The following is a 22,238-nucleotide window of genomic DNA, read 5'->3' as shown; positions in this document are numbered from 1 at the left end:
TCAACGATGATCGCAACCTCGCCCGCCCTCGCCAAGACCCTTGTCACCGCCCTGCCGGGCGATGGGATCGGCCCCGAAGTCTTCGAGGCGACGCGCCGCATCTTCGAGGCCGCCGAAGCGCCGGTCGAGTGGGAGGTTGCCGAAGCCGGCGCCGCCGTGTTCAGGAAGGGCATCGCCTCCGGCGCGCCGCGCGAAACCCTCGATTCCATCGCGCGCAACCGCATCGCCCTCAAGGGGCCGCTGGAAACGCCGGTCGGCTACGGCAACAAGTCGGCCAACGTCACCCTGCGCAAGCATTTCGAGCTCTATGCCAATATCCGCCCGGTCCGCGAGCTGCCCGGGGTGAAGACGCCGTTCACCGGGCGCGGGATCGACATGGTCATCGTCCGCGAGAACGTGGAGGACGTCTATGCCGGCATCGAGCACATGCAGACTCCGGATGTCGCCCAGTGCCTCAAGCTGATGACGCGGCCGGGCTGCGAGCGCATCATCCGCGCCGCCTTCGGCCTTGCCCAGGCGGAGGACCGCCGGAAGCTGACCTGTGCCACCAAGGCGAACATCATGAAGCTCACCGAGGGCATGATGAAGCGCGTCTTCGAGGAAGTCGGTCCCGATTATCCGGATATCGCGCAGGATCACATCATCATCGACAACTGCGCCCATCAGCTCGTCATCGCCCCCGAGCAGTTCGACGTGATCGTGACCTCGAACATGAATGGCGACATCATTTCCGACCTCGCCGCCGGGCTGGTCGGTGGCCTCGGCATCGCGCCATCCTCCAATCTCGGCGATCACGCGGCGATTTTCGAGGCGGTGCACGGCTCGGCGCCGGCCATCGCCGGCAAGGGGCTCGCCAACCCGACCGCGCTGCTGTCCGCCGCGATCATGATGCTCCGCCATATCGGCGCCTTCGAGACGGCCGAGACGATCGAGCAGGCGCTGTTCATCACCCTCGCCGAGGGGGAGAACCTGACCGGCGACCTCTCGCCGCGCGGCCATGGCGTCGGCACCGACAAGTTCGTCGGCCAGGTCATCGAGAATCTCGGCCGCACGAGCAATCTCCCGTCGCGCGCCTACCGGCCGCTCGAGCTCAAGGCGTGGCCCGACCGCACCGCCCATACGGAGCCCGCAAGCCGCGAACTGATTGGCGTCGACATCTTTCTGGAAAGCAGCCTTTCCGCGGCCGAGCTGGGCGCCTCCCTCACCGCCATTGCCGAGGGCAGTGCGCTCCGCCTCGACTCGATCTCGAATCGCGGCGTCCAGGTCTGGCCGGCGACCGGCGGCAGGACCTTCCTCGTCGACCATTTCGATTGCCGCTTCATGCTCAATGAACCCGCGGCCGGAAACGGGCCGCAGGGCATTTCCGACCTCGTGAAGGCGATCGGACAGAAGCATTCCTGGATGCATGTCGAGAAGCTGCAACGGTTCGATGGCAAGGACGCCTTCGAACGGCCCCAGGGCGAAAGCTGATCGGCGCTATTTGAAGATGCGCTGGCGGACGAAGCGTCGTGCCGCCAGCCAGCCGCACAGCGAGGCGAGACCGGAAACCACACCACCCCAGACAATGTCGGTCAGGCTCAGCCCGAGAGTCCAGTATTTCAAGGTGGCGAGATTGGTAAGGTCGTAGAGGCCGTAGGTGAACACGCCGAAGCAGAACCCGTATCCAAAGGCTGCGGCCCGGCCGGCCGCGACGGCGCGCGGCCGCACGAACATCGTGAGCCCGAGCACTTGCAGCAGATAGACGGCAAGGGCTGGCGCAGGCCTGAACCCCGGGATCATGATGCCCCCGAGAGAGGCGCGATAGATGGCGTTCGCGGTCAGGCCCAGCCAGACCGCATCGAGAAGCAGATACGCCAGCAGGCAGGCCGTATAGAACACGATGATTGCGCGCATGGGGATCTCCCGGACCGTTCTGGCGGATATGCGCGGTTTGCGATCATTCACAAGCCGCATTGCGATAGGGTGGATTCCGCCGCTCGATCAACCTTCTGTCAATCTCAATGATTTAACGTGCATTCCTGATACCATGGTGGCACTTCATGCCGGAAGCCAGTCTTAAAGGTTGACAGAAAGGAGGCTTGCGATGCGTCTCTCCCGTCGCTTCCTGCTCGATTCGGGGGTCAAGGCCACGATCACCCTGCCGCTCTGGATGCAGTCGGCGCTGGCGCGTGCTGTTCCCGGCCCTGCGCCGCGCCTGAGCCGGGCCGCCTGGCGCGAGGCCACCGGCAGGCGTCTCGTGGTCATCGATCCCGGTCATGGCGGCCACGATCCGGGCTGCATCGGTCAAGGCGACATTTACGAAAAGACGGTCGTGCTCTCCACGGCATACGACCTGCGGCACGCGCTCGAGCGTGCCGGCTATGACGTGGTGATGACGCGTTCGCGCGATATCTTCATCCCGTTGCAGACGAGGGTGGATATTGCCGAGCGGCATAAGGCGGCGCTCTTCCTCTCGATCCACGCGAACTCGGTGGCGCACGATCCCGCGGTGCGGGGCGCCAGCGTCTATACGTTCTCGAACCATGCCTCCGATGCGCTCGCCGCCAAAATCGCGCGTTCGGAGAACAGCGTCGAGCGGATATCGAACCCCAATTTCCGCGGCGTTTCGCCCCAGGTGGCAAAAATCCTGTTCGCGCTGATGGCGCACAGCACCAAGATCGAGTCGCATCTTCTGCAGCAGAAAATGGTCGGCGCGCTTGGCCAGCATGTGCCGTTGCTGCCGAATCCGGCCCGCCACGCAACCTTCGCGGTGCTCCAGTCCTCGGCAATTCCGAGTGTTCTCGTCGAGACGGCCTTCCTGTCGAATCCGCAGGACGAGGCGGAACTGCGCACGCCCGTCTTCCGTCGCCGCGTTGCGCAGTCGATGAAGTCGGCGGTCGATGCCTGGTTCCTCGCCCGGCAGCACGCCGTCGCAAACTTGTAGGAGTATATCCCTACGGCGGCGATGATGTCCGCATCCGGAAATAGGGCGGACTCTCGACCGGCTTGCCGCCTCGAAAGGTGAGGATCGCCGCGGCGCGGACGATTGTTGGATCGACGAGGGGCGCACCCGGCGCGTAGTAGGGCCCGGCAAGGCGAACCTCGCCATGCCCGATCGCGACATCCAGCGCGCACGGGTTCCGGACCGTGACGAGTTCGCCGCGTGAACCGACGAGCCCAACGGTTCCTTCGCCGCAATCCGCGCCGGTGTTGTGCTCGGCAACAATCGCGAAGCGCCGTCCGCCAAGCACGGCGATGCCGGCCAGATGCGCGCGCTGCTGCGGAAACCAGCGCGGCGCGCCGGCCGGCCGGACAAGGCGCGGGATCAGCTGTGCGGGATCACCAGGACTTGAAAAGATGACCCTTCCGTTGTTCCGGACGGAGAGAAAATATTGGAAATTTCCCGGCCCGCGGGGAGAGCGGCGCAATGTTGCCGAGAGCGGTCCTGATGCGGCGTGCCCGACGGGTTCCGATCCTTGCCCCGTCGAACAGGCAACCAGCAAGACTGCGAGCGCGGGAAGCGCTGCCCGCACCGGTCAGTGGCCAGAAGCTCGGCGAGCCTCGATGCGATCCCAGATCGTTGCTTCCAGATGCAGGCCGTTGAAGCGCGCGACCTGTTGCAGCCCGGTCGGGGAGGTGACGTTGATCTCGGTCAGGTAGTCGCCGATCACGTCGATCCCGGCAAAAAGCAGTCCGCGCTCCTTGAGCGTCGGTCCGATCCGCGCGCAGATCTCACGGTCGCGCGCCGTCATTTCGGTGGGTTCGGCGATGCCGCCCGCGTGCATGTTGGATCGGGCGTCTCCCTCCGCCGGCACACGGTTGATCGCGCCCAGCGGCTCGCCATCGATCAGGATGATCCGCTTGTCGCCGGCCCGCACGGCCGGCTCGTAGCGCTGCACCATCAGCGGTTCGCGCGAACCGGCGAAATGCGTGTCGAGCAGGGCGCCGAGATTCTCGTCATCCGGCTTGATGCGGAAGATGCCCATGCCGCCATTGCCGTAGAGCGGCTTGACGATGATGTCCTTGTGACGGGCGCGGAATTCGCGGATGGCGGTGCGGTCCCAGGCAATCAGCGTGGGCGGCATCAGGTCCGGAAAGTCCGTCACCAGCAGCTTTTCCGGTGCGTTGCGCACCGCGGCGGGATCGTTGACGACGAGCGTCCGCGGATGGATGTGCTCGAGCAGGTGCGTCGCCGTGATGTAGCCCATGTCGAACGGTGGATCCTGGCGCATCAGCACCACGTCCATCGCCGCGAGATCCATCGTTTCCGCGGGGCCGAACGCGAAGTGGTTGCCGGCTTCGCGCCGCACCGTCACCGGCCGGAGCCGCGCGTTGAGCGCGCCGTTCTCGAGCCACATGTCGCGCACGGTATAGTGCCAGAGCGCATGGCCCCGGCGTTGTGCCTCGAGCATCAGAACAAAGGTCGAATCACCGTCGATATCGACGCTTTCCATCGGATCCATCTGGACCGCGACCCGCAAACCGCTCATGCGCCCTCCCGTGATCTTCGGCCGCCGGTTCGCGCCACGTGAACCGCTCCGCCTTGTCGGCTTGCTGGATATCAGGAGGCGCGCTGCTGTTCCAGACTGGCAACGCAGGTCGCATCCGCGACGCCGCGAGGGGCCGCCCGCGCAAGGCGCACGACGGGCGCGCCTTTTGCGCCGCGATACAGAATCACGTCGAGCCTGCAGATCGGCGAATGATAGAGCCAGACCTCGGCAGGTCCGTCGACGCGGAGAAGGGATGGTTCGCCAAGATCAGCCTTCAATGTTTCCGGCGTTGCCCCGATCAGCCTGGCCGAGGCGGGCTTGGGCCCGGTATCGGCCAGACCGGTCTTCGGGTTGTGCGGTGCGGCACAACCCGCCAGCGCGCCGGAGGCGAGCAAGATCAGAACGCGGCTGCGTTTCATTCGGAGGCGGTGTCTCCCGTCGCAGGACGGTCAGCAACTCAGTCGGTGGAGGAAGCGCCCGCGTTGCCTTCGGTGATCATTTCGATCCGGCCGGTGATCTGTCCGCCATCCTCGACTTGCAGCCGCCGGCAGCGCGCGGTGCCGAGAACCCGCCCCGTCGCGCGCACGATGAGCGAATGGCGGGCTGTCAGCGTGCCATCGATCACGCCGGCGACTTCCGCCTCCTCGACCTCGACCTCGCCCTTGAACACGCCGCCCTGGCTGATCGACAACTCGGTTGCCTTGATCATCGTGGCCTCGACGGTGCCTTCGACGACGAGACGCTCGGCATCCTGCACCACCCCCTGCAGGCTGATCCCGCGCCCCACCACCAGCGTGCGGCGCTCGGCGGCTTCCGGGTTGCGCATGGTCGGCCGGAAGCTGGCGCCAGAGGCCGGTGCGACGGCCGGCGCGCCGCCGGTTGACGGAGCGGCCGAGGGCTGGTTGGGCGAGAAGGGGGTTCGGGCCATAGGTATCTCCTTAGCCGTTGCGTCTCCCGCCTGGTGCGGGGCAGATTCGGAGGAAGCGGGGCGGAAGGGCGGCATGCTCAGACCGTCATCGGTGGCGCCGTCCTGTCGTGCAGGGGTCAGTCGCGATTTGGTCTCCGCCGCCTGCTCGTCGCGTTTTCTGAAGCTGATCACGAAACCTCCACACCATTCACGTCATGTCCGCTAGCACGCTGCGTGGCCTGCGGACAATCGGCTTGCTGACAAAAATCGCGCATTTTCCCCAAGGTTCCGCAATGCCATCATCTCTCCGCGAGGTAATCCGGCGTTCATGCTCAAGGCGGCATTTGGCACCGGCCCGTGCTGATGATACGCGGTCGCGTGAATACCACGAATGGCTAACAGGACGGGACTGGCAGGAGAGACGCATGAACTCAACCCGGTACGACATCATCGGCATCGGCAATGCGATCGTCGATGTAATCGCCCGCACCGACGACATGTTCCTTGACCGGCATGACATGCGCAAGGGGGCGATGCGTCTGATCGATGCCGAGGCGGCCGAACGGATCCTTACGGCGATGCCGCCTGGCCAGATCGCTTCTGGCGGATCGGTCGCGAACAGTTGTGCCGTCGCCGCGGGACTCGGCGCCCGCACCGCCTTTCTCGGCAAGGTGGCGCGGGACGAGCTTGGCGTGGCCTTCGCCGCCGATCTCCGGGCGATTGGGGTCGACTTTCCGCATGCGCCGCTTCCCGAAGGTGCGCCCACCGCGCGTTGTCTCATCCTTGTGACGCCTGATGGCCAGCGCACCATGAACACCTATCTCGGGGCCTGCATCGATTTCGATCACACCGATCTCGACGCGGAGGCGATCCGCGACTCGTCGATCCTCTACCTTGAGGGCTATCTCTTCGATCCGCCGCGCGCCCAGCACGCGTTCCGCGAAGCGGCGCGAATTGCCCGCGCCGCGGGCCGCCGGGTCGCGCTGTCCCTCTCGGATGCGTTCTGCGTCGATCGCCATCGCTCCGGCTTCCTCGACCTGATTGCGTCCGGCAATGTCGATATCCTGTTTGCGAACGAAGCCGAAATCTGCTCGCTCTTCGAGCAGAACACCTTCGAGAGCGCGGCAACGGAGGCGGCTCATGTCGTTCCGCTTGCCGTGCTCACGCGCAGCGAGGCGGGCAGCGTGATCGTCTCGGGGGCCGAGCGGCATGTCGCCGCCGCGCTGCCGGTCGATGTCGTTGATACGACCGGTGCGGGCGATGCCTATGCCGCGGGCTTCATGGTCGGCTTCTCGCGCAATGCGCCGCTCGCCGAATGTGCCGCCCTTGGCAGCCGCGTCGCCGCCGCCGTCATCGGGCGGATTGGTGCGCGCCCCGATTTGGCGACGCTGGCTGCCCTCGCGCCCGCTGTTGCCTGACCCGCCGGGCGAAGAATCGGTAGGTCCTGATATATTAACGTTTTGGAAAGCTTGTTTTGGTTTGATGGCGCCGTGAATTTCCGGCCCGTGCGCTGACGCCGCGGGCCGTCTGCCAGCAAAATTCTGGCACCGTCATCATCATCGCCGCGCAGGCAGTTGCCATGCGGCGGACAGGAGACCTGACAATGCTTGACTATGCAAAGACCTGGCTCGCGCTGCGCGGCCTGACATTCGCGAAGGACAATCGCGGCGTGACCGCGCTGGAATATGGCCTGATTGCCGCGCTGATGGCGGTTGTCATTATTGGGGCGTTTACCACTCTCAGTGGTGATTTGAAGGGGGCCATCGACGGAATATCTAACGCTTTGTCCGCGAATACCCCGACTTAATTGAACAGTTTGGTTCCGCTTATTTTCTGACCCTGACGCCAAAAGATAGTTGGCGTCAGGGGCCCTGTTCAGTGTGACGCCGTCATGCGTGCGTGTCGTGATCTTCTCCCGCCACCAGCCGGCGCGGCCTATGTGTGCAGGCGCTTCTTCCGAGATGTGTCGTAATGCTGCTGCGTATTGCCCTGTTCATTCTCCTCGCATTGGGACTTGCCGGGTTCGGAACCGTCGCGTGGCTCGACATGCATCCGTCGCACCCTCATGCAAAGGCGCCGAAAATGGTGGCGTTGCTCGCGACCGGGCGGCCGCTGGCGCCGGGCACGTTGCTGCAGCCCGCGGATTTCGTCGCTGAAAACCGTCCGCCGTCGAAAGTGCCGGCGGACGCCGTCCCCGACACGCCGGCGAACCGGGCGGCCTACACGGGAGCCATGGTCCGTCACCGGCTCAGCGCGGGAGACTTGCTGGCAACCGACATTGTCATCCGGCCCGGTGATCACGGCTTTCTCGCGGCGGTGCTGCAACCCGGCATGCGCGCCGTATCTGTCGGGGTCGATGCGATTACGGGGGCGGCCGGTCTGATCTGGCCCGGCGATCATGTCGACCTGCTTCTGACCCAGCACCTGACCGGCGCCAATCTCCTGCCCACCCAGCGCGTTGCGGCGGAGACCGTGTTGTCCGATGTCCGCGTGATCGCGATTGATCAGCGATTGGTGCAGGGGGCGAGCGGCACCCATCCGGCCGCCAAGAACACTGCCAGGACCGTAACCCTTGAAGTGACGCCCGAACAGGCCGAGCGGGTCGAGGTCGCGGCACATCTCGGGCCTCTTTCGCTGATTGTCCGCCCGAGCGAGGCGGCGCGCGGTCCGACTCCGAAGCCGCCGCCCGTGTTCAGCGGTCAGGTTTCCCCTGCTCTTGCCGCCCTGAATGTGCCCGGCCAGACGGGAATCACCGTGTTTCAGGGTGACAAAGGCACGACAGAGTATCATCCTCAATGAACGAACTGGCGCTTCCTGGCCCGGCAGAGCCCACCTCGCGGCACCATAGCGAACGGGGCGGCGGACGACCGGCCTTCATGGGCTTCGTGCGGGACGATGCCAGCCTGCAGGTCATCCGCTCGGCACTGGCTTCGGCTTTTCCGACCGGCGTGCCGTTGCAGCGCGTATCCTTCGCCGAGACGCTGGACTATCTCGCCCGCGTCGACACCCCACGAACGGTTCTGATCGACATTTCCGGTGAAGAGCAGCCGATGAGCGCCGTGCATCGGCTCGAGCCGGTGATCGATCCGGGAACCAGGGTGCTGATCATCGGCGAGGAACGGAGTATCGGCTTCTACCGCAGCCTTACGCGCACGCTCGGGGTCAGCGAATATCTCTCCAAGCCGCTCGACGCGGCGCTGGTCAGCCGGGAATTGGCGCCCTGGGCGGTTGGCGAGGTTCCCGCCTTCGAGACGTCCCGCGGCGGATCGATGGTGGCGGTATGCGGTGCTGCGGGCGGGGTTGGCGCCACCACCATCGCAACCGGCCTCGCTTGGCTCATCGGCGGCGAAATCCGGCGTCACACAATCCTGCTCGATGCGGATTTGCAGCGCGGCAGTGCGGCGCTTGCATCCAATGCCCCACCCAGCACGGGCCTGCGCAACGCACTGGACACTCCTGACCGCATTGACCCATTGCTGATCGAGCGCGCGGCGCAGCCCTCGATCGGCCGGCTTCATGTCCTGGGCGCGGAGGAACCGCTCACCGAACCCTGGGAATATCATCCCGGTGGCGGGCGCGCGCTGCTCAATGCCCTGCGCCAGCGCTACAATCTCGTGGTTGCCGACATACCGGCCCGCCCGACGGGCTTTGCTGCCGAACTGCTCGCCCTTGCGCATATGCGGGTGATCGTGACGACCGGGGCCCCCCGAAGTCTCGGCAACGCCGCCCGGTGGCTGGCTCTTCCCCCGGGCCAGATGCAGACGTCGGCGCCGATCGTGGTTCTCAATCGCTACCAGCGCAAGCGCTGCCCCCCGATCAGCACAATCGCTTCGACCCTCGGCACCGAAATCGCCGTCGTTGTGCCAGAACTTCGGACCATCGTTGCGAAGGGCAGCGACTTGGGCGAACCTCCCGTCGCGCGCAAGGGGCCATTTCGAAAGGTGCTCCTCGATCTTGCCGGCCGGCTCGGCGTCGGCACCGCGGCGCTGGCAACATGATGGACGCCCTGCCCGTGTTCGGCCGACGTGCCGTCGAACCTTCCGCCCCGGTCCAGCAGACGATCCGGTTACGGCTGGAAGACGTCGAGATGATCCGCGCGCTCTGCCTGTCGAATATCGACGCTTCGTCGATCGCCGGGTTGACCCATGCGCGGCTGTTGCAACGCGTCGAGGGCATGGTCGCTGAACTCGCCACCGAGCACAGGATCCAGCTGAACCGGAACGAGCAGAACCAGATTGCCGCCGAGCTTGTGGACGACATGCTTGGCCTGGGACCGCTCGAGCCGCTGCTGGAGGACGAAACGATCACCGACATCATGGTGAACGGTCCGGAACGGGTTTTCGTGGAGCGGCGCGGCCGGCTTGAGCAGCTTGCGGTGCGCTTCCGTGACTCCGCCCATCTCGCGAACATCTGCCAGCGGATCGCCGCCTCTGTCGGCCGGCGCGTCGACGAATCGAGCCCGATGGTGGATGCCCGGCTCAAGGACGGCTCGCGCGTGAATATCGTGCTGCCTCCGCTTTCGATCGACGGCCCCTGCCTGTCGATCCGCAAATTCGCCAAAAAGCCGATCAATTTCGGCAAGCTGATCGAGTATGGCTCGCTCACGCCGCCCGTTGCCCGGCTGCTGGAAATTGCATCCCGTTGCCGGCTCAACGTCATCATTTCCGGGGGCACCGGCTCGGGCAAGACCACGATGATGAACGCGATGAGCAGCTTCATCGATCCGACCGAGCGGGTTGTCACCGTCGAGGATGCCGCGGAACTGCAACTCCAGCAGCCGCACGTGGTCCGGCTTGAGACCCGCCCGATGAATCTCGAGGGCAAGGGAGAGATTACCCAGCGCGATCTCGTTCGCAACGCGCTGCGCATGCGGCCCGACCGGATCATCATCGGGGAGGTGCGTGGCCCCGAGGCATTCGACATGCTGCAGGCGATGAACACCGGCCATGACGGATCGATGTCGACGATCCACGCCAACAACACGCGGGATGCGCTGGCCCGCATCGAAAACATGGTGCAGATGGCCAGCATGGGTCTTTCGCCGCGTGCGATCCGGATGCAGGTCGTCTCGGCCGTCAACCTGATCGTCCAGGTCGAGCGCCAGCGCGACGGCGGCCGGCGCCTCGTGCAACTCACCGAGATCGCCGGAATCGAAGGGGAAACGCCTCTTCTCAACGACATCTTCAAGTTCGAAGTGCTGGGCGAAGATGCGACGGGCCGGATCATCGGTCGCTATGCGATTTCCCATACGCGGGCGAGCTTCCACGAACGACTCAATTATTTCGGCCTGCTTCGTGCCTGGAAGGCCGCACTGGAAGAGGCAGCGGCATGACCGGCCTCCTCTCGCTCATCCTGCCGCTTTCCGCAGTCATGGCGAGCGCACTCGTGCTGCTCGGATTGAATTTCGTGCGGGCCGACCGGATGCAAAAGGCGCTCGACGCGAGGCTGGCGCGGGTTTCCGGACGACGGCTGGTCGTCAGTTCCCAGGATGCGGCTGCTGCGAGCGATCCCCTGGCGCGATTTCGCCGGCCGCTCAATTCCGCCCTGTTGCTTCTGGGGGTCGATCTGGTGCGGGCTCCGGACTACCCGATGCCCTGGTGGGCGATTGTCATTGCCGCTGCGGTGATATCCCGCGGCATTGCCTATCTCGTCGGTGCCCTCATCCCCGGGCTCGGCTGGATCGTCTGGCCGCCGCTGTTTCTTCTTGCTTCACGTCTCGCCTTTGGCGCCGTTCATGCGCGGCGGGCGACTGCGTTGCTGAACCAGTTCCCCGATGCGCTGGCGACGATCGTGCGCTGTGTTCGCGTTGGCATTCCGGTGCAGGAGGCCCTGCGCGTGGTCTCGCAAGACATGCCAGCGCCGACCAGCAGGGAATTCGGCCGGATTGCGGACCAGGTGGCGATCGGCACGCCGCTCGAGCTGGCGCTTCGTCAGATGGCGGACCGGGCGCATCTTGCGGAATATGGCTTTTTTGCCACGGCAATCAGCCTGCAGGCCCGGTATGGCGGTGGCCTCGCGCAGACGCTGGAGGGCCTGGCCGAAGTCATCCGCAAGCGGGTGGCGATGAAGGCACGCGGTTATGCCCTGGCGTCGGAAGCGCGGACCAGCGCTCTCATCCTCGGCATCATTCCGCTCGTTGCCGCCCTCGCCATCGAGGTTATCCAGCCGGCTTATCTCCGCGTCCTGTTCGTGACCCATGGCGGCAATATCGTGCTGGCGGCCGCGGTGGGGCTCCTCGCTGGCGGAGCGCTGGTCATGCGTGAAATCATCCGTCGCAGTCTGAACTGACATGAGAGCCGCCATCCTCTGGGTTCCCGCCCTGTTCCTGCTGGTATCCGTCACGGCGGTGCTGATGCTTCGGCTCGTTATCGTCGAGGAGAAGCTCCAGCGGCGGATCGATCGTGCGGCAGGCACGGCGTCCGGGGCGGCGGAAAAGGGGGGCGAAGCTGCTCAGCCCATCCATGTGCGGATCGTCATGGGTCTCGGTCTCGCGGTGGCGCGCAGCGGCCTGCTCAGTCCCCGCACCCTCGAGGAATTGCGGCATACACTGCGCATGGCCGGTATTCGCGACAAGGGAGCGCTTGCCCTGTTCGTTGGCACCAAGCTTCTTTCATTGACCGGCTTGTCTGTCCTGTCCCTGCTCATGTCCCGGTTCTTGCACATGACCGCGGGCCATGCCGTGATAGCTGCCGTGGTGGGAGCCATCGGGGGGCTGCTGTTGCCCGACATTATCATCCAGCAGCGGCGCAAGCGCTTCATCCAGAAGGTCGAGGGGGGGCTCGCCGATGCGCTCGACCTGATGGTGATCTGCGCCGATGCTGGCTTGAGTCTCGAATCGGCGCTGGTTCGCGTTGCCGGTGAATTGCAGTTGACCCATCCGGCTGTGGCGCAGGAGTTCACTCTGACGGCCCAGGAAATGCGGATCGGCGGCAATATTCGTGATTCGCTGAACGCCCTGGGTGTTCGGACGGGTCTCGACAGTCTGAAACGTCTGGCGTCGACTCTGATCCAGACCCTGCAATACGGCACGCCACTGACTCAGGCCCTGCGCACCCTGTCATCGGAATTGCGGCAGGAACAGCTGACCCGGTTCGAGGAGCGCGCGGCACGCCTGCCCGTACTGCTCACGCTGCCGATGATCATCTTCATCCTGCCCTGCGTGTTCCTGGTGGTGGGCGGACCCGCGGTGCTCAAATTGCTGGCGTCTTTCTGATCCAAAAGGCCTGTCGCGTTTTTGTTGCGCGCCGCTACAGTGGCAACAATTCTTGATGCAAAAAGCGCACCATGCGCGTTCTGCCCGTTCCGCATTGCTGATGGCTTTGGTATGATCCATGCATGGCAATAGGACCTCGTCTCGATCTGCGACATACTCAGTCGCTGGTGATGACGCCTCAGCTGCGGCAGGCGATCCAGTTGCTGCAGTTCACGAATGCCGAGGTCAGCCAGTTCATCGAGGATGAACTTCTCAAGAACCCGCTGCTCGAACGGGTGGAGCCCGAAGCCGACGCGGCGCTGCCCGTGCCGAGGAACGACGCTGCTTCCACCGAGAAGCCGACGGGCGATATTGGCGCGGAACATGTGGTCGATCCGGATCCCTCCGGCGCGAGCACGCCGCTCGATGTCGATTTTTCGAATGTCTATGACGCTGGCGGCGTGGGTGATGGAACCGGTTCCGGCCTTTCGCCGGAGCGGGATGACTGGATCGGCCAGATTGCCGACCGGCCGCCGGGGTTGCGGGAAAGCCTCGATCAGCAGGCGAGGCTCGCCTTTGCCGACCCGGTGCGCCGCAGGATTGCGTTCGCACTCATCATGGCGCTCGACCCTGCCGGACGCCTGGCCGACCCGCCCGAGCAGATCGCCGAACGTCTTGCAGTCGCCCCCGACATGCTGGAGGCGGTGCGTCAGACGATGATGCGTTTCGACCCGACCGGCATGTTTGCCCGCGATCTGGCCGAATGTCTCGCGGTTCAGCTCGACGAGCGCAATAGGCTGGACCCTGCCATGCGCGCGCTGCTTGCCAATCTCGAACTTCTTGCCAGGCGCGATCTTCGGTCACTGATGGAGATCTGCGGCGTCGATGCCGAAGATCTGCGCGACATGATTGCCGAAATCCGCCGCCTCAACCCCAAGCCGGGGGCGATCTTCGATGTCACCCCCATGACGCCGTTGATCCCTGATGTCCTGATGCGCCCGGGGCCGGATGGCGACTATTTTCTCGAACTGAACCCCGAGACCATGCCCCGCGTGCTCATCCGCCGAGGGTTCCACGCCCAAATCGTCGCTCGTGCGTCCCGCGAGACGCGGCAATTTCTTTCCGAACGCGTACAAAGCGCGAACTGGCTGGTACGTGCCCTCGAGTCCCGCGCGGAGACGATCCTGCGCGTCGCCGGCGAGATTGTGCGACACCAGGACGCCTTCTTTCGCCATGGGATCGGGTTTCTCCGGCCATTGACCCTGCGCGAAATTGCCGCCGCTCTCGAGATACATGAAAGTACGGTTAGCCGTGTCACGTCGAACAAGGTGATCGCCACACCGCGCGGCATTTTCGAGATGAAATTTTTCTTCACGACCGCGCTTGCGGGCGCGAATGGCGAAAGCCACAGCGCCGAGGCGGTGCGCCATCGCATCTCGACGCTGATCGAGGGTGAGGCGGCGAACCGAATCCTCTCCGACGATGCGCTTGCCAGATTGTTACAAAAGGAAGGCATAGACATAGCCCGCCGAACTGTGGCCAAATACAGGGAAGCGTTGCGCATTCCCGGCTCGGCGCAACGCAAGCGCGAAAAAGGGCTTCTGGCAGGAGGCTGAAGCGCGTCGCGCGAGGGCCGGCGTCATAAAGACTTGTCGATTATTGAGACGTATCCGTGCCGACGTAAACGCCCGCTTCACCTGGCGGCCCTACAATGCTCGGGTAAGGCTCTAACAAAAAGGATCTCGCTATGCAGATCACGGTCTCCGGCAAACAGGTTGACCTCTCAGACGCGCTGCGCGTCCATGTTGCGAACCAGCTCGACACCATCACCAACAAGTATTTCGATCACGCGCTCGAAGCGAATGTCACCTTCAGTCGTGCCAGAAGCTTCTTCACGTGTGACATCAATGTCCATGCCGGGCGAGGCCTGACCCTGCGCGGGGAAGGCGAGGCGGCCGATGCTCATGCTGCGTTCGACGATGCCGCCGAGCACATTGCCAAGCGGCTCCGGCGCTATCGGCGCCGGGTGAACGACCATGCCCGCGAGAGCGCCACACGTGATCGCCCGGAAACCGCGCGCCAATACGTCCTGCAAGAGGTTTCCGAACAAGCCGAGGTTCCGAAAGGCAACGGGTCGGGTGAGCCGGATGCCGGGCCTTACGCGGCGGTCGTCGCGGAAACGCCGGCTGAAATCGCTTTTCTTTCGGTCAGCGAGGCGGTGATGCGGATGGACCTCGCGGACCAGCCGGTGCTGATGTTCCGCAACTCCGCCAATCGGGCGTTGAACGTTGTCTACCGTCGCAGTGACGGCAATATCGGCTGGATCGACAGTTCCGCGGCGAGTTGAACCTGATTTGCGTGCCTGCGCGGATCAGCCCAACAGGGCCGCCGCGCAGGCATTGAGGATCGAGTCCGCGTCGATGCCATAAATCCTGTAAAGGTCAGGGATGTCGCCCGATTGGCCGAACCGGTCGACCCCCAGTGTCTGCACCCGCTGGCCGCGCACGCCGCCGATCCAGGCGTGCGTTCCAGGGTGTCCGTCCAGCACCGTCACGAGAGAGGCATCCGCCGCAAGCGGGGCGAGCAAGCGTTCGATATGCGAGGTGGCGTCGGCCCTGCCGCTTTGCCGGGCCTGCTGCGCCACCCGCCAGTCGGCGAACAGGCGGTCCGGGCTGGTCAGGGCGAGAAGACCGGCACCGGGCACATCCTCCAGCAGCGCGGCATGGGCGGCCTCCGCCTCCGGCGCCACCGCTCCCTGGTAGACAATCGCGATCCGCGTCCCCCGTTCGGGTGGACAGACCCAGTGGCCGCCGGCGATTACGTCCGCTGGCTCGATCCGCCGGTCCGGCTGGCAGATCGCTCGGGTCGAAAGGCGGAACCAGATCGACGACCCCTCCGGCCGCTGCATCCAGTCGAAGCCGTAGCGCATCAGGAGAAGAAGCTCGTCGCAATAGGCCGGTTCGAATGCAGCGATGCCGTCCTGCACCATGCCGAGCAACGGCGTGTTGTTCGACTGGTGCTGCCCGCCCTCCGGGGCGATGCTGATGCCTGACGGGGTTGCAACCAGCATGAACCGCGCATCCTGATAGCAACCATAAACCAGGGCATCATGACCGCGATTGACAAAGGGGTCGTACACGGTGCCGACCGGCAGAATGCGCGCGCCATAAAGTGGCGCCGCAAGCCCGGCCGCGGCCAGTAATAGGAATAAATTCTGCTCAGCGATGCCGAGCTCGATATGCTGACCTTCGGGGCTCATGCCCCAGCGCTGCGCCGAGGCGAGTTTCGAGTCGCGGAAGACATCGTTGCGGGTGTGCCGATCAAAGATGCCCCGACGATTGACCCATGGGCCGAGGCTGGTGGTAACGGTCACATCCGGGCTCATGGTGACGACGTGCCGTGCCAGTTCGGCCGCCTCACCGGCGCCACGGCCGATTTCGGACAGGATTTCACCGAAGCCGCCCTGCGTCGATAGCCGCCGTCCGGCGAAGGGCGTGTGCGGCAGGGTGGCCGGCACATGTATTCGCGGCGCCTCAAGCATGCGCCCTGCCGGTGTCAATGGCGTCGCGTAGGGTACGCCGGCGATGAACCGGGCCACTCCGTCAGGATCGTCGAGCCCCTCGAAAGGGTCCCATTCATGACCTTCGCGGATCCGCATCTGGCGGCGGAATGCCTCCATCTGCTCCGCGTTCATCAGTCCCGAATGATTGTCCTTGTGCCCCGCGAAAGGCAGGTTGGCCCCCTTGGTCGTATAGGTCAGAAAACAGGTGGGCTGGTCCGACTGAGCCGCTTTCCCGAACACCTCGACAAGTGTGGGCAGGTCGTGACCGGCAAGATTGGTCATCAGCGACGCCAGGGCCTGGTCGCTCATCGGGTCGATGATCGCGCGAACCCCCCGCGAGCGCCCGAGGTCCGTGACCAGCGCCTGCCGCCATGCCGCTCCTCCCTGGAAGGTGAGGGCGGAGTAGAGGCTGTTAGGGCAGTCATCGATCCACGCACGCAGCGCCGCCCCACCCGGCTGGCGAAAGGCGGCCTCGAGGGCCTTGCCATATTTCAGGCTGACGACGTTCCAGCCCATATCGCGGAACAGGCCTTCGAAGCGGCCGAACAGCCGGTCGGGCATCACCGAGTCGAGGCTCTGGCGATTATAATCCACCACCCACCAGACATCGCGGATATCGTGTTTCCAGCCCTCGAGCAGCGCCTCGTAGATGTTGCCTTCGTCCAGCTCGGCGTCGCCCGCGACCGCAATGTGGCGTGACGCAATCCGGTTCTGTCCGACCATGCCATGCGCCCGCAGGTAATCCTGAACCAGGGCCGCAAATGACGTGATGGCGACGCCAAGTCCGACCGAACCAGTCGAAAAGTCGATTTCGGACCCGTCCTTGCTGCGTGACGGATAGGCCTGGGCCCCGCCGAGGCTGCGCAGCCTGGCCATCTTCTCGACCGTCTGCCGACCGAACATGTAGTTGATCGCGTGCAAAACCGGCCCTGCATGTGGCTTTACCGCGACACGGTCCTGCGGCCGCAGCACATGAAAATAGAGCGCGGTCATGATGGTGACGGCGGACGCGCAGGAAGCCTGATGACCGCCGACTTTCAGTCCGTCGCGATTGGGCCGGATATTGTTTGCATGGTGGATCATCCAGGCTGAAAGCCAGAGCAGCTTGCGTTCAATCTGACGCAGGGCCGCATAGTCGGCGATGCCCGCAATGTTGCTGCCCGACCGTTCGCCGGGAGCGAGCAACTCATTCATGCCTGAATCCCGTCCTGTCCGTTTCCTTGATCCGTATAACCAAAAATCAGGCGCGCTTCATGCGCTTTGTGGCCGGCGTGACCTCAATCACGTTTCGTTTTCGTGTAAATCGGCTAACAGAAAACCACACAAGGTGGTATTCACGACAAAAGCAGACTCGAAGAGGTTCCCGCCTCCCTGATTTGATCGACCCATAATCGGCAAGGCGTGCCGACAGAACAAAGCGCCGCGCTTTCCACGCATCCGCGGATCGCCGGAATTACCCGGCGCCCATGTCCGCGGATGCGATCAACTTTGAAATCCAGAAACGTGAATGGAAAATAATTTTATGACCAAACGCCACCGGTCGCAACCGTGATCTGCCTGATTGTGTGGCTGGGGGACCTGGATTCGAACCAAGGCTGCCCGGGTCAGAGCCGGGAGTTCTACCGCTAAACTATCCCCCATGCAGATCGTCAGCGATGTCTGGTCGGGCCTTTAGCACCCTCGGCGATATGAGGCAATCACCGACTGGCCGCGTTGTCGGTCCCCGAGGTGCGTGCAAATCTGTCTTGCTCTCAGCCCATGGGTCTGCCCATTATATCAATGTCATGGCAACCAACGTCGCCGTTCCGCGCTTGTCCGACTCAACGCCCGCCGGTGCAGAACGGCGCGGTGAAGGGCGTGGCGCGCCCGATCGCCGGGCGCGGCCGCCGGCTTTCGCGGCGATTGATCTCGGCACCAATAACTGCCGGATGCTCATCGGCGTGCCGAGCGGCGGCGGTTTCCACGTTCTGGACAGTTTCAGCCGGGTCGTTCGTCTGGGCGAGGGCTTGTATCGCACCGGCATGCTCTCGGATGCGGCGATGGACCGCGCTATCGAGGCCCTCTCCATCTGTGCGGACCGGCAGCGCCGCTGGCAGGTGAGCGCCACCAGGGCGATCGCCACCGAGGCGTGTCGTCAGGCCGAGAATGGCCATGCCTTCATCGCCCGGGCGCGTACCGAAACCGGCCTGCCGATCGAGACGATCTCTCCGCGTGAAGAAATCTGCCTTGCCATGGAGAGCTGCGCCTCGCTCATCACCCAGGCGGAACGGAGGGCTCTCCTGTTCGATATCGGCGGCGGATCCACCGAGATCGCATGGGTCCGCGTGCCCGCCGCGCATGGTGGGTCCGACCGCGTAACGCCTCAATTGATCGGGTACCACACAATTCCCGTCGGAGTCGTCACGCTCTCGGAGCGCTGCGCTGGCTGGTGCGAGACGGAAGCCGGATTCGCCGGCGTGGTGGACGAAGTCAAGGCGCTGCTCCGCCCGTTCGAGGAAACCCACCGCATCAGCCAGGAAATCCGCATGGGCGGTGTCCGTCTGGTCGGCACCAGCGGCACCGTGACCACTATCGCGGGAATTGCCCTCAATCTCGACCGATATCGCCGTGGCGCGATCGACGGCACGGTGCTGCCGCACGATGTCGTCGCCGCCGGTCTCGAGTCGATCCGCGCAATGGGCCGGGCCCGCCTGACCGAGCATCCCTGCATCGGCGCCGACCGGGTGGATTTCGTCCTTCCCGGTTGCGCGATCTTCGCGGCGATCGAGGAGATGTGGCCGGCCGCCGATCTCGCTGTGGCCGACCGCGGCCTGCGCGAGGGGATGCTGATGCGCCTCATCCGCAACGCGCGTTCACGTCCGCGCCGCTGCCAGGCATGACCGAGGAAACCATCGGCTCGCGCCGCCGCGCCGCCGTGCGGCTCAAGGCCGCGCGCAAGCACAAGCCCTCGTCGCAGAAATGGCTGCTCCGCCAGTTGAACGACCCTTATGTCGCCGCGGCGAAGGAGCGGGGATTCCGTTCCCGAGCGGCGTTCAAGCTCATCGAGCTCGACGAGAAATTCGGACTGATCGGCAAGGGGGCGCGGGTGGTGGATCTCGGTGCCGCTCCCGGCGGCTGGACGCAGGTCGCACTTGAGCGCGGCGCGTCACGCGTCGTCGGCATCGACCTGCTGGACATCGACCCGATCGCGGGGGCAACCCTGATCAAGGGTGATTTCCAGGACGAATCGATGGAGACGGCACTTGCCGAGATACTGGGCGGACCTGCCGATGTCGTGATGTCCGACATGGCGCCCAACACCACCGGCCATACCGCGACCGACCATCTCAGGATCATGGGCCTCGCCGAACTCGCGCTCGATTTCGCCTTCAAGCATCTCGCGCCTGGCGGTGCCTTCGTGACCAAGCTGTTTCAGGGTGGGGCGCAGGGCGACATGCTGAACCTGCTCAAGCGCCGCTTCGCCCAGGTGCGCCATGCGAAGCCCGAGGCGAGCCGCAAGGATAGCCGCGAGCTTTACCTCGTCGCCACCGGTTACCGCCCCGACGCATCCTGAGACGCGAGATGCCGCCGCAGTTCCGCGCGGCACGCATCCCCGTCCGGCAGACAATCGTGCGCCATCCACCATCTGCGCACCGCGGCGAGCGCGGCGCCGATCGCGGGGCCTGGGGCAACACCGATGGCTACCGCATCCCGTCCCTTGAGCGGAAAGACCGGACGCTCCATCGTCGCAAGGCGTGCCCGCAGCGCCGAGCGATCGGCATCGTCCGCCGCCAGCCAGCTTCGATCGATCAGCGTTTCCGCCGGCCAGTCGGCCAACGCGTGGCGTAGCACGGCCTCGCCGGCATCAGCGGCGAGGTCCGGTGCCGTGGCAATCGCCTCCAGCCGCGCGCGTTCGGCTTCGGCGAGCCTGAGGCGGCGGGCCAACGGCCGCACCGCCCCACCGATCAGCGCCGCGACCCTGAGCAACGGATCGGCCGGTGCTCCGCGTGTCTGGAGCCGTTGGAGCGCCATGATCCCGGCCGCTTCCGGCAGAACGACTTGCAGCACGCCTGTCTCCGCCATCAGGTTGAGCGCCGCCAGCGGGTCGGGCGCTGCGAGGATGCGCTTGATTTCCTGCCACACCCGTTCCGCCGAGAGCCGGGCAAGTCCGCCCTTCAACGCCCGGATCGCCGCGACCGCCGCCTGGTCTGGAGGACCCGCCTCGTATCTCGCGTGGAAGCGGAAGAACCGCAAGATTCTGAGAAAATCTTCCTGTATCCGTGTCGTTGGGTCGCCCACGAAGCGAACGATGCCGGCGGCGAGATCGTCCCGCCCGCCGAAATAGTCGTGGATCGTGCCGTCCCGCGCCATCGACATGGCGTTGATGGTGAAATCGCGCCGTGCCGCATCCTCCCGCCAGTCATCGGTGAAGGCGACGACGGCGTGGCGGCCGTCCGTCTCGAGATCCCGCCGCAGGGTGGTGATCTCGAAATGCCGTCCGTCGAGAACCGCGGTGATTGTGCCGTGATCGAGACCGGTGGGCACCGCGCGGATACCGGCTTTCGCAAGCCGCGTCGCGACCGCCTCCGGTGGTAGCGGGCTCGCGAGATCGATGTCGCTGATCGGCCGTCCGGCGAGCCGGTCGCGCACCGCGCCGCCAACCACCCGCGCCTCGGGCAAGACGGTCCACAGCCGTTCGAGCTGCGGATCGTCGGCGATCATGGGATTCGGTTCCTGCTCCACGCGCTCTGTCCGCTTGACCATGCGCGCATCTCTACTCGATCGGATGGCGCGTTTGCAGGGCGAGTCGTCCGCTCAGGCGCTGGCCGCTTCGGCGGCGGCGGCGCTGACACCTTCGCGCAGTGTGAGGGCGAGCTGATAGAGAATCCACGCTGTCGCGCCCCAGATCACATGGTCCGGGTGCGGCCAGACGGGGAACTCCCGCGTGCCGCCGTGCCAGGTGCCCTTGCGCCACTCCGGCAGGGCCGGATCGAGGAGATGTTCAAGACGGAGCGGGAACACCGCCACCACCTCGTCCGGCGCCATGCGAAACTCCGGTGTGCCGTGGATCAGCGCGGTGACCGGGGTAATGTGGAATCCGGTGCCGGTTCCGAAATCGTCGAGTCGGCCCAGTAGCTCGACGGCGCCGGGATCGAGGCCGATCTCCTCCTCGGCTTCGCGCAGCGCCGCCGCTTCCGGCGATGCGTCGGACGGATCGACAGTGCCGCCCGGCAGTGCCACCTGTCCCGCATGATGGACGAGATGCGCGGAGCGCCGGGTCAGCCAGACGCCGCGCGCCGGCTCGATTCCGACCAGCACCGCAGCGGCGCGTGCCGTTCCCGGCCCCGCGCTCCGCCGCGCCTTGCGCTCGCGCAGCAGGCGGCGCAGCGTGGTCTCGTCGATCGTCACCGGATCACTCGACCGGATGGGCGATCTCGCCCAGCGAGAAGAACGCACTCTGGCTCCAGACCCCCAGCACCCGCTTGCCGAACTGCACCCCAGGCTCCGCCAGCGCGACGAGTTCGTAGTAGACCGAGCGGCTGACCCGCGCCTCGATCGGGAAGGGACCCTGGCCGGCACGCACGACCACATACGGTGTTGGCTCGCAGGTCAGCAGGTCGTGCGCCACGCGCAGCGGATGGTCCGGTCCGATCGCGATCGTCTCGTCGACATTGGTCCGAAGATAGAGAACCTGGTCGCGCCCCTGGCCATGCCAGTCGAGCTCGACAGCGACGAACGGCGCATCCTCCACCTCGATCCGGCCGCGCTCCACCGGTGTTTCGAGAAGGAAGGCGCCTGTCGGGTCCCGCTTCAGCACGCTGGCGAACAGGCAGACCATGGATTTGCGCCCGATCGGGCTACCGCGATAGAGCCAGGTTCCGTCACGCCTGATCAGGAACGGCAGATCGCCGCAATCCACCGGCGTGCGGGTTCTGGCCGGAGCCGTGACCCCGTCGCAACCGGGCGGACGCAAGGGCACGATGCCGCCGCCGGTTATCGCATTCACGTCGCTGGCAGGACTTCGCAGGGCCGCGGAGGCCGCTTTCGAAGATATTCCCGCCACGTGTCGAGGATCGTCCACCACTAGCCCCTATCCAACATCCTCATATGCAATACATTGGATATAGG

The 22,238-nt window shown here is 65.1% G+C and carries 22 protein-coding genes and 1 tRNA gene; 13 read left to right on the top strand and 10 right to left on the bottom strand.

Annotated features, from left to right (window positions below; all coding sequences use genetic code 11):
• The first annotated feature begins 6 nt into the window (after positions 1-6).
• Complete coding sequence (locus ACRY_RS12635) at positions 7-1,470, top strand: NADP-dependent isocitrate dehydrogenase (RefSeq protein ID WP_007424577.1); 1,464 nt, start codon at positions 7-9, stop codon at positions 1,468-1,470.
• A 6-nt stretch (positions 1,471-1,476) separates the two neighbouring features.
• Here the strand turns inward: ACRY_RS12635 and ACRY_RS12630 are convergent, their stop codons facing one another.
• Positions 1,477-1,893, bottom strand: a complete 417-nt coding sequence (locus ACRY_RS12630; RefSeq protein ID WP_012039762.1) for a DUF2177 family protein — start codon at positions 1,891-1,893, stop codon at positions 1,477-1,479.
• A gap of 190 nt (positions 1,894-2,083) precedes the next feature.
• Between ACRY_RS12630 and ACRY_RS12625 the strand changes: the two genes are divergently transcribed.
• The gene (locus tag ACRY_RS12625; RefSeq protein WP_007424579.1) at positions 2,084-2,923 is read left to right on the top strand and encodes an N-acetylmuramoyl-L-alanine amidase family protein; all 840 of its coding nucleotides are present in this window, start codon (positions 2,084-2,086) and stop codon (positions 2,921-2,923) included.
• Between the two features lie 10 nt (positions 2,924-2,933).
• On the opposite strand, the gene ACRY_RS12620 is transcribed toward ACRY_RS12625, so the two are convergent.
• The 4 genes from ACRY_RS12620 to ACRY_RS12605 all read right to left on the bottom strand — a co-directional run bounded on the left by ACRY_RS12620 (position 2,934) and on the right by ACRY_RS12605 (position 5,397).
• Positions 2,934-3,407, bottom strand: coding sequence for a hypothetical protein (locus ACRY_RS12620; protein ID WP_231295253.1), 474 nt, complete (start codon positions 3,405-3,407; stop codon positions 2,934-2,936).
• A 108-nt stretch (positions 3,408-3,515) separates the two neighbouring features.
• Complete coding sequence (gshB, locus tag ACRY_RS12615; protein WP_012039760.1) at positions 3,516-4,469, bottom strand: glutathione synthase; 954 nt, start codon at positions 4,467-4,469, stop codon at positions 3,516-3,518.
• Between the two features lie 71 nt (positions 4,470-4,540).
• Positions 4,541-4,888, bottom strand: a complete 348-nt coding sequence (locus ACRY_RS12610; RefSeq protein ID WP_007424582.1) for a hypothetical protein — start codon at positions 4,886-4,888, stop codon at positions 4,541-4,543.
• 38 nt (positions 4,889-4,926) lie between these two features.
• The gene (locus ACRY_RS12605; RefSeq protein ID WP_007424583.1) at positions 4,927-5,397 is read right to left on the bottom strand and encodes a bactofilin family protein; all 471 of its coding nucleotides are present in this window, start codon (positions 5,395-5,397) and stop codon (positions 4,927-4,929) included.
• 404 nt (positions 5,398-5,801) lie between these two features.
• On the opposite strand from ACRY_RS12605, the gene ACRY_RS12600 reads away from it, so the two are divergent.
• The 9 genes from ACRY_RS12600 (at position 5,802) to hpf (ending at position 14,915) form a co-directional block, all read left to right on the top strand.
• On the top strand, positions 5,802-6,794 hold the full coding sequence (locus ACRY_RS12600; RefSeq protein WP_012039759.1) for an adenosine kinase: 993 nt from the start codon (positions 5,802-5,804) through the stop codon (positions 6,792-6,794).
• 185 nt (positions 6,795-6,979) lie between these two features.
• The gene (locus ACRY_RS12595; protein WP_012039758.1) at positions 6,980-7,183 is read left to right on the top strand and encodes a Flp family type IVb pilin; all 204 of its coding nucleotides are present in this window, start codon (positions 6,980-6,982) and stop codon (positions 7,181-7,183) included.
• Positions 7,184-7,347: 164 nt separating this feature from the next.
• Positions 7,348-8,175 (top strand): Flp pilus assembly protein CpaB, encoded by an 828-nt coding sequence (gene cpaB / locus ACRY_RS12590; RefSeq protein WP_012039757.1) that lies wholly within the window; start codon positions 7,348-7,350, stop codon positions 8,173-8,175.
• Positions 8,172-9,374, top strand: coding sequence for an AAA family ATPase (locus ACRY_RS12585; protein ID WP_012039756.1), 1,203 nt, complete (start codon positions 8,172-8,174; stop codon positions 9,372-9,374). Before cpaB ends, ACRY_RS12585 begins: the two co-directional genes overlap by 4 nt.
• Positions 9,371-10,708: a CpaF family protein gene (locus ACRY_RS12580; RefSeq protein WP_007424588.1), complete on the top strand. Its 1,338-nt coding sequence runs from the start codon at positions 9,371-9,373 to the stop codon at positions 10,706-10,708. The genes ACRY_RS12585 and ACRY_RS12580 overlap by 4 nt, the downstream gene beginning before the upstream one ends.
• The gene (locus ACRY_RS12575; RefSeq protein ID WP_007424589.1) at positions 10,705-11,664 is read left to right on the top strand and encodes a type II secretion system F family protein; all 960 of its coding nucleotides are present in this window, start codon (positions 10,705-10,707) and stop codon (positions 11,662-11,664) included. The genes ACRY_RS12580 and ACRY_RS12575 overlap by 4 nt, the downstream gene beginning before the upstream one ends.
• Before the next feature lies 1 nt (position 11,665).
• Positions 11,666-12,589, top strand: coding sequence for a type II secretion system F family protein (locus tag ACRY_RS12570; RefSeq protein ID WP_012039755.1), 924 nt, complete (start codon positions 11,666-11,668; stop codon positions 12,587-12,589).
• Positions 12,590-12,711: 122 nt separating this feature from the next.
• Positions 12,712-14,184, top strand: coding sequence for an RNA polymerase factor sigma-54 (gene rpoN / locus ACRY_RS12565; RefSeq protein WP_012039754.1), 1,473 nt, complete (start codon positions 12,712-12,714; stop codon positions 14,182-14,184).
• 131 nt (positions 14,185-14,315) lie between these two features.
• Positions 14,316-14,915, top strand: a complete 600-nt coding sequence (gene hpf / locus ACRY_RS12560) for a ribosome hibernation-promoting factor, HPF/YfiA family (RefSeq protein ID WP_007424592.1) — start codon at positions 14,316-14,318, stop codon at positions 14,913-14,915.
• Between the two features lie 24 nt (positions 14,916-14,939).
• On the opposite strand, the gene ACRY_RS12555 is transcribed toward hpf, so the two are convergent.
• Positions 14,940-17,324, bottom strand: coding sequence for a 1-deoxy-D-xylulose-5-phosphate synthase N-terminal domain-containing protein (locus tag ACRY_RS12555; protein WP_012039753.1), 2,385 nt, complete (start codon positions 17,322-17,324; stop codon positions 14,940-14,942).
• A gap of 372 nt (positions 17,325-17,696) precedes the next feature.
• A tRNA-Gln gene (locus ACRY_RS12550) sits at positions 17,697-17,770 on the bottom strand.
• A 144-nt stretch (positions 17,771-17,914) separates the two neighbouring features.
• Here ACRY_RS12550 and ACRY_RS12545 point away from each other — a divergent pair.
• Complete coding sequence (locus tag ACRY_RS12545; RefSeq protein ID WP_012039752.1) at positions 17,915-19,009, top strand: Ppx/GppA phosphatase family protein; 1,095 nt, start codon at positions 17,915-17,917, stop codon at positions 19,007-19,009.
• Entirely contained in the window at positions 19,006-19,683 is a 678-nt protein-coding gene (locus ACRY_RS12540) for an RlmE family RNA methyltransferase (RefSeq protein WP_007424595.1), read from the top strand. Before ACRY_RS12545 ends, ACRY_RS12540 begins: the two co-directional genes overlap by 4 nt.
• Here ACRY_RS12540 and ACRY_RS12535 read toward each other — a convergent pair.
• The 3 genes from ACRY_RS12535 to ACRY_RS12525 all read right to left on the bottom strand — a co-directional run bounded on the left by ACRY_RS12535 (position 19,662) and on the right by ACRY_RS12525 (position 22,194).
• Positions 19,662-20,831, bottom strand: a complete 1,170-nt coding sequence (locus ACRY_RS12535; RefSeq protein WP_007424596.1) for a CCA tRNA nucleotidyltransferase — start codon at positions 20,829-20,831, stop codon at positions 19,662-19,664. The two genes, ACRY_RS12540 and ACRY_RS12535, sit on opposite strands and share 22 nt — an antisense overlap.
• 93 nt (positions 20,832-20,924) lie before the next feature.
• Complete coding sequence (locus ACRY_RS12530) at positions 20,925-21,518, bottom strand: NUDIX hydrolase (RefSeq protein ID WP_007424597.1); 594 nt, start codon at positions 21,516-21,518, stop codon at positions 20,925-20,927.
• Between the two features lie 4 nt (positions 21,519-21,522).
• A complete protein-coding gene (locus ACRY_RS12525) occupies positions 21,523-22,194 on the bottom strand; it encodes a DUF1285 domain-containing protein (RefSeq protein ID WP_013640488.1) in 672 nt (223 codons plus the stop codon).
• Positions 22,195-22,238 lie beyond the last annotated feature (44 nt).

This window comes from Acidiphilium cryptum JF-5 (assembly GCF_000016725.1).
Lineage (GTDB): Bacteria > Pseudomonadota > Alphaproteobacteria > Acetobacterales > Acetobacteraceae > Acidiphilium > Acidiphilium multivorum.
Note: the sequence above shows the minus strand (reverse complement) of the source record. Positions and strands in the feature narration are given on the sequence as shown.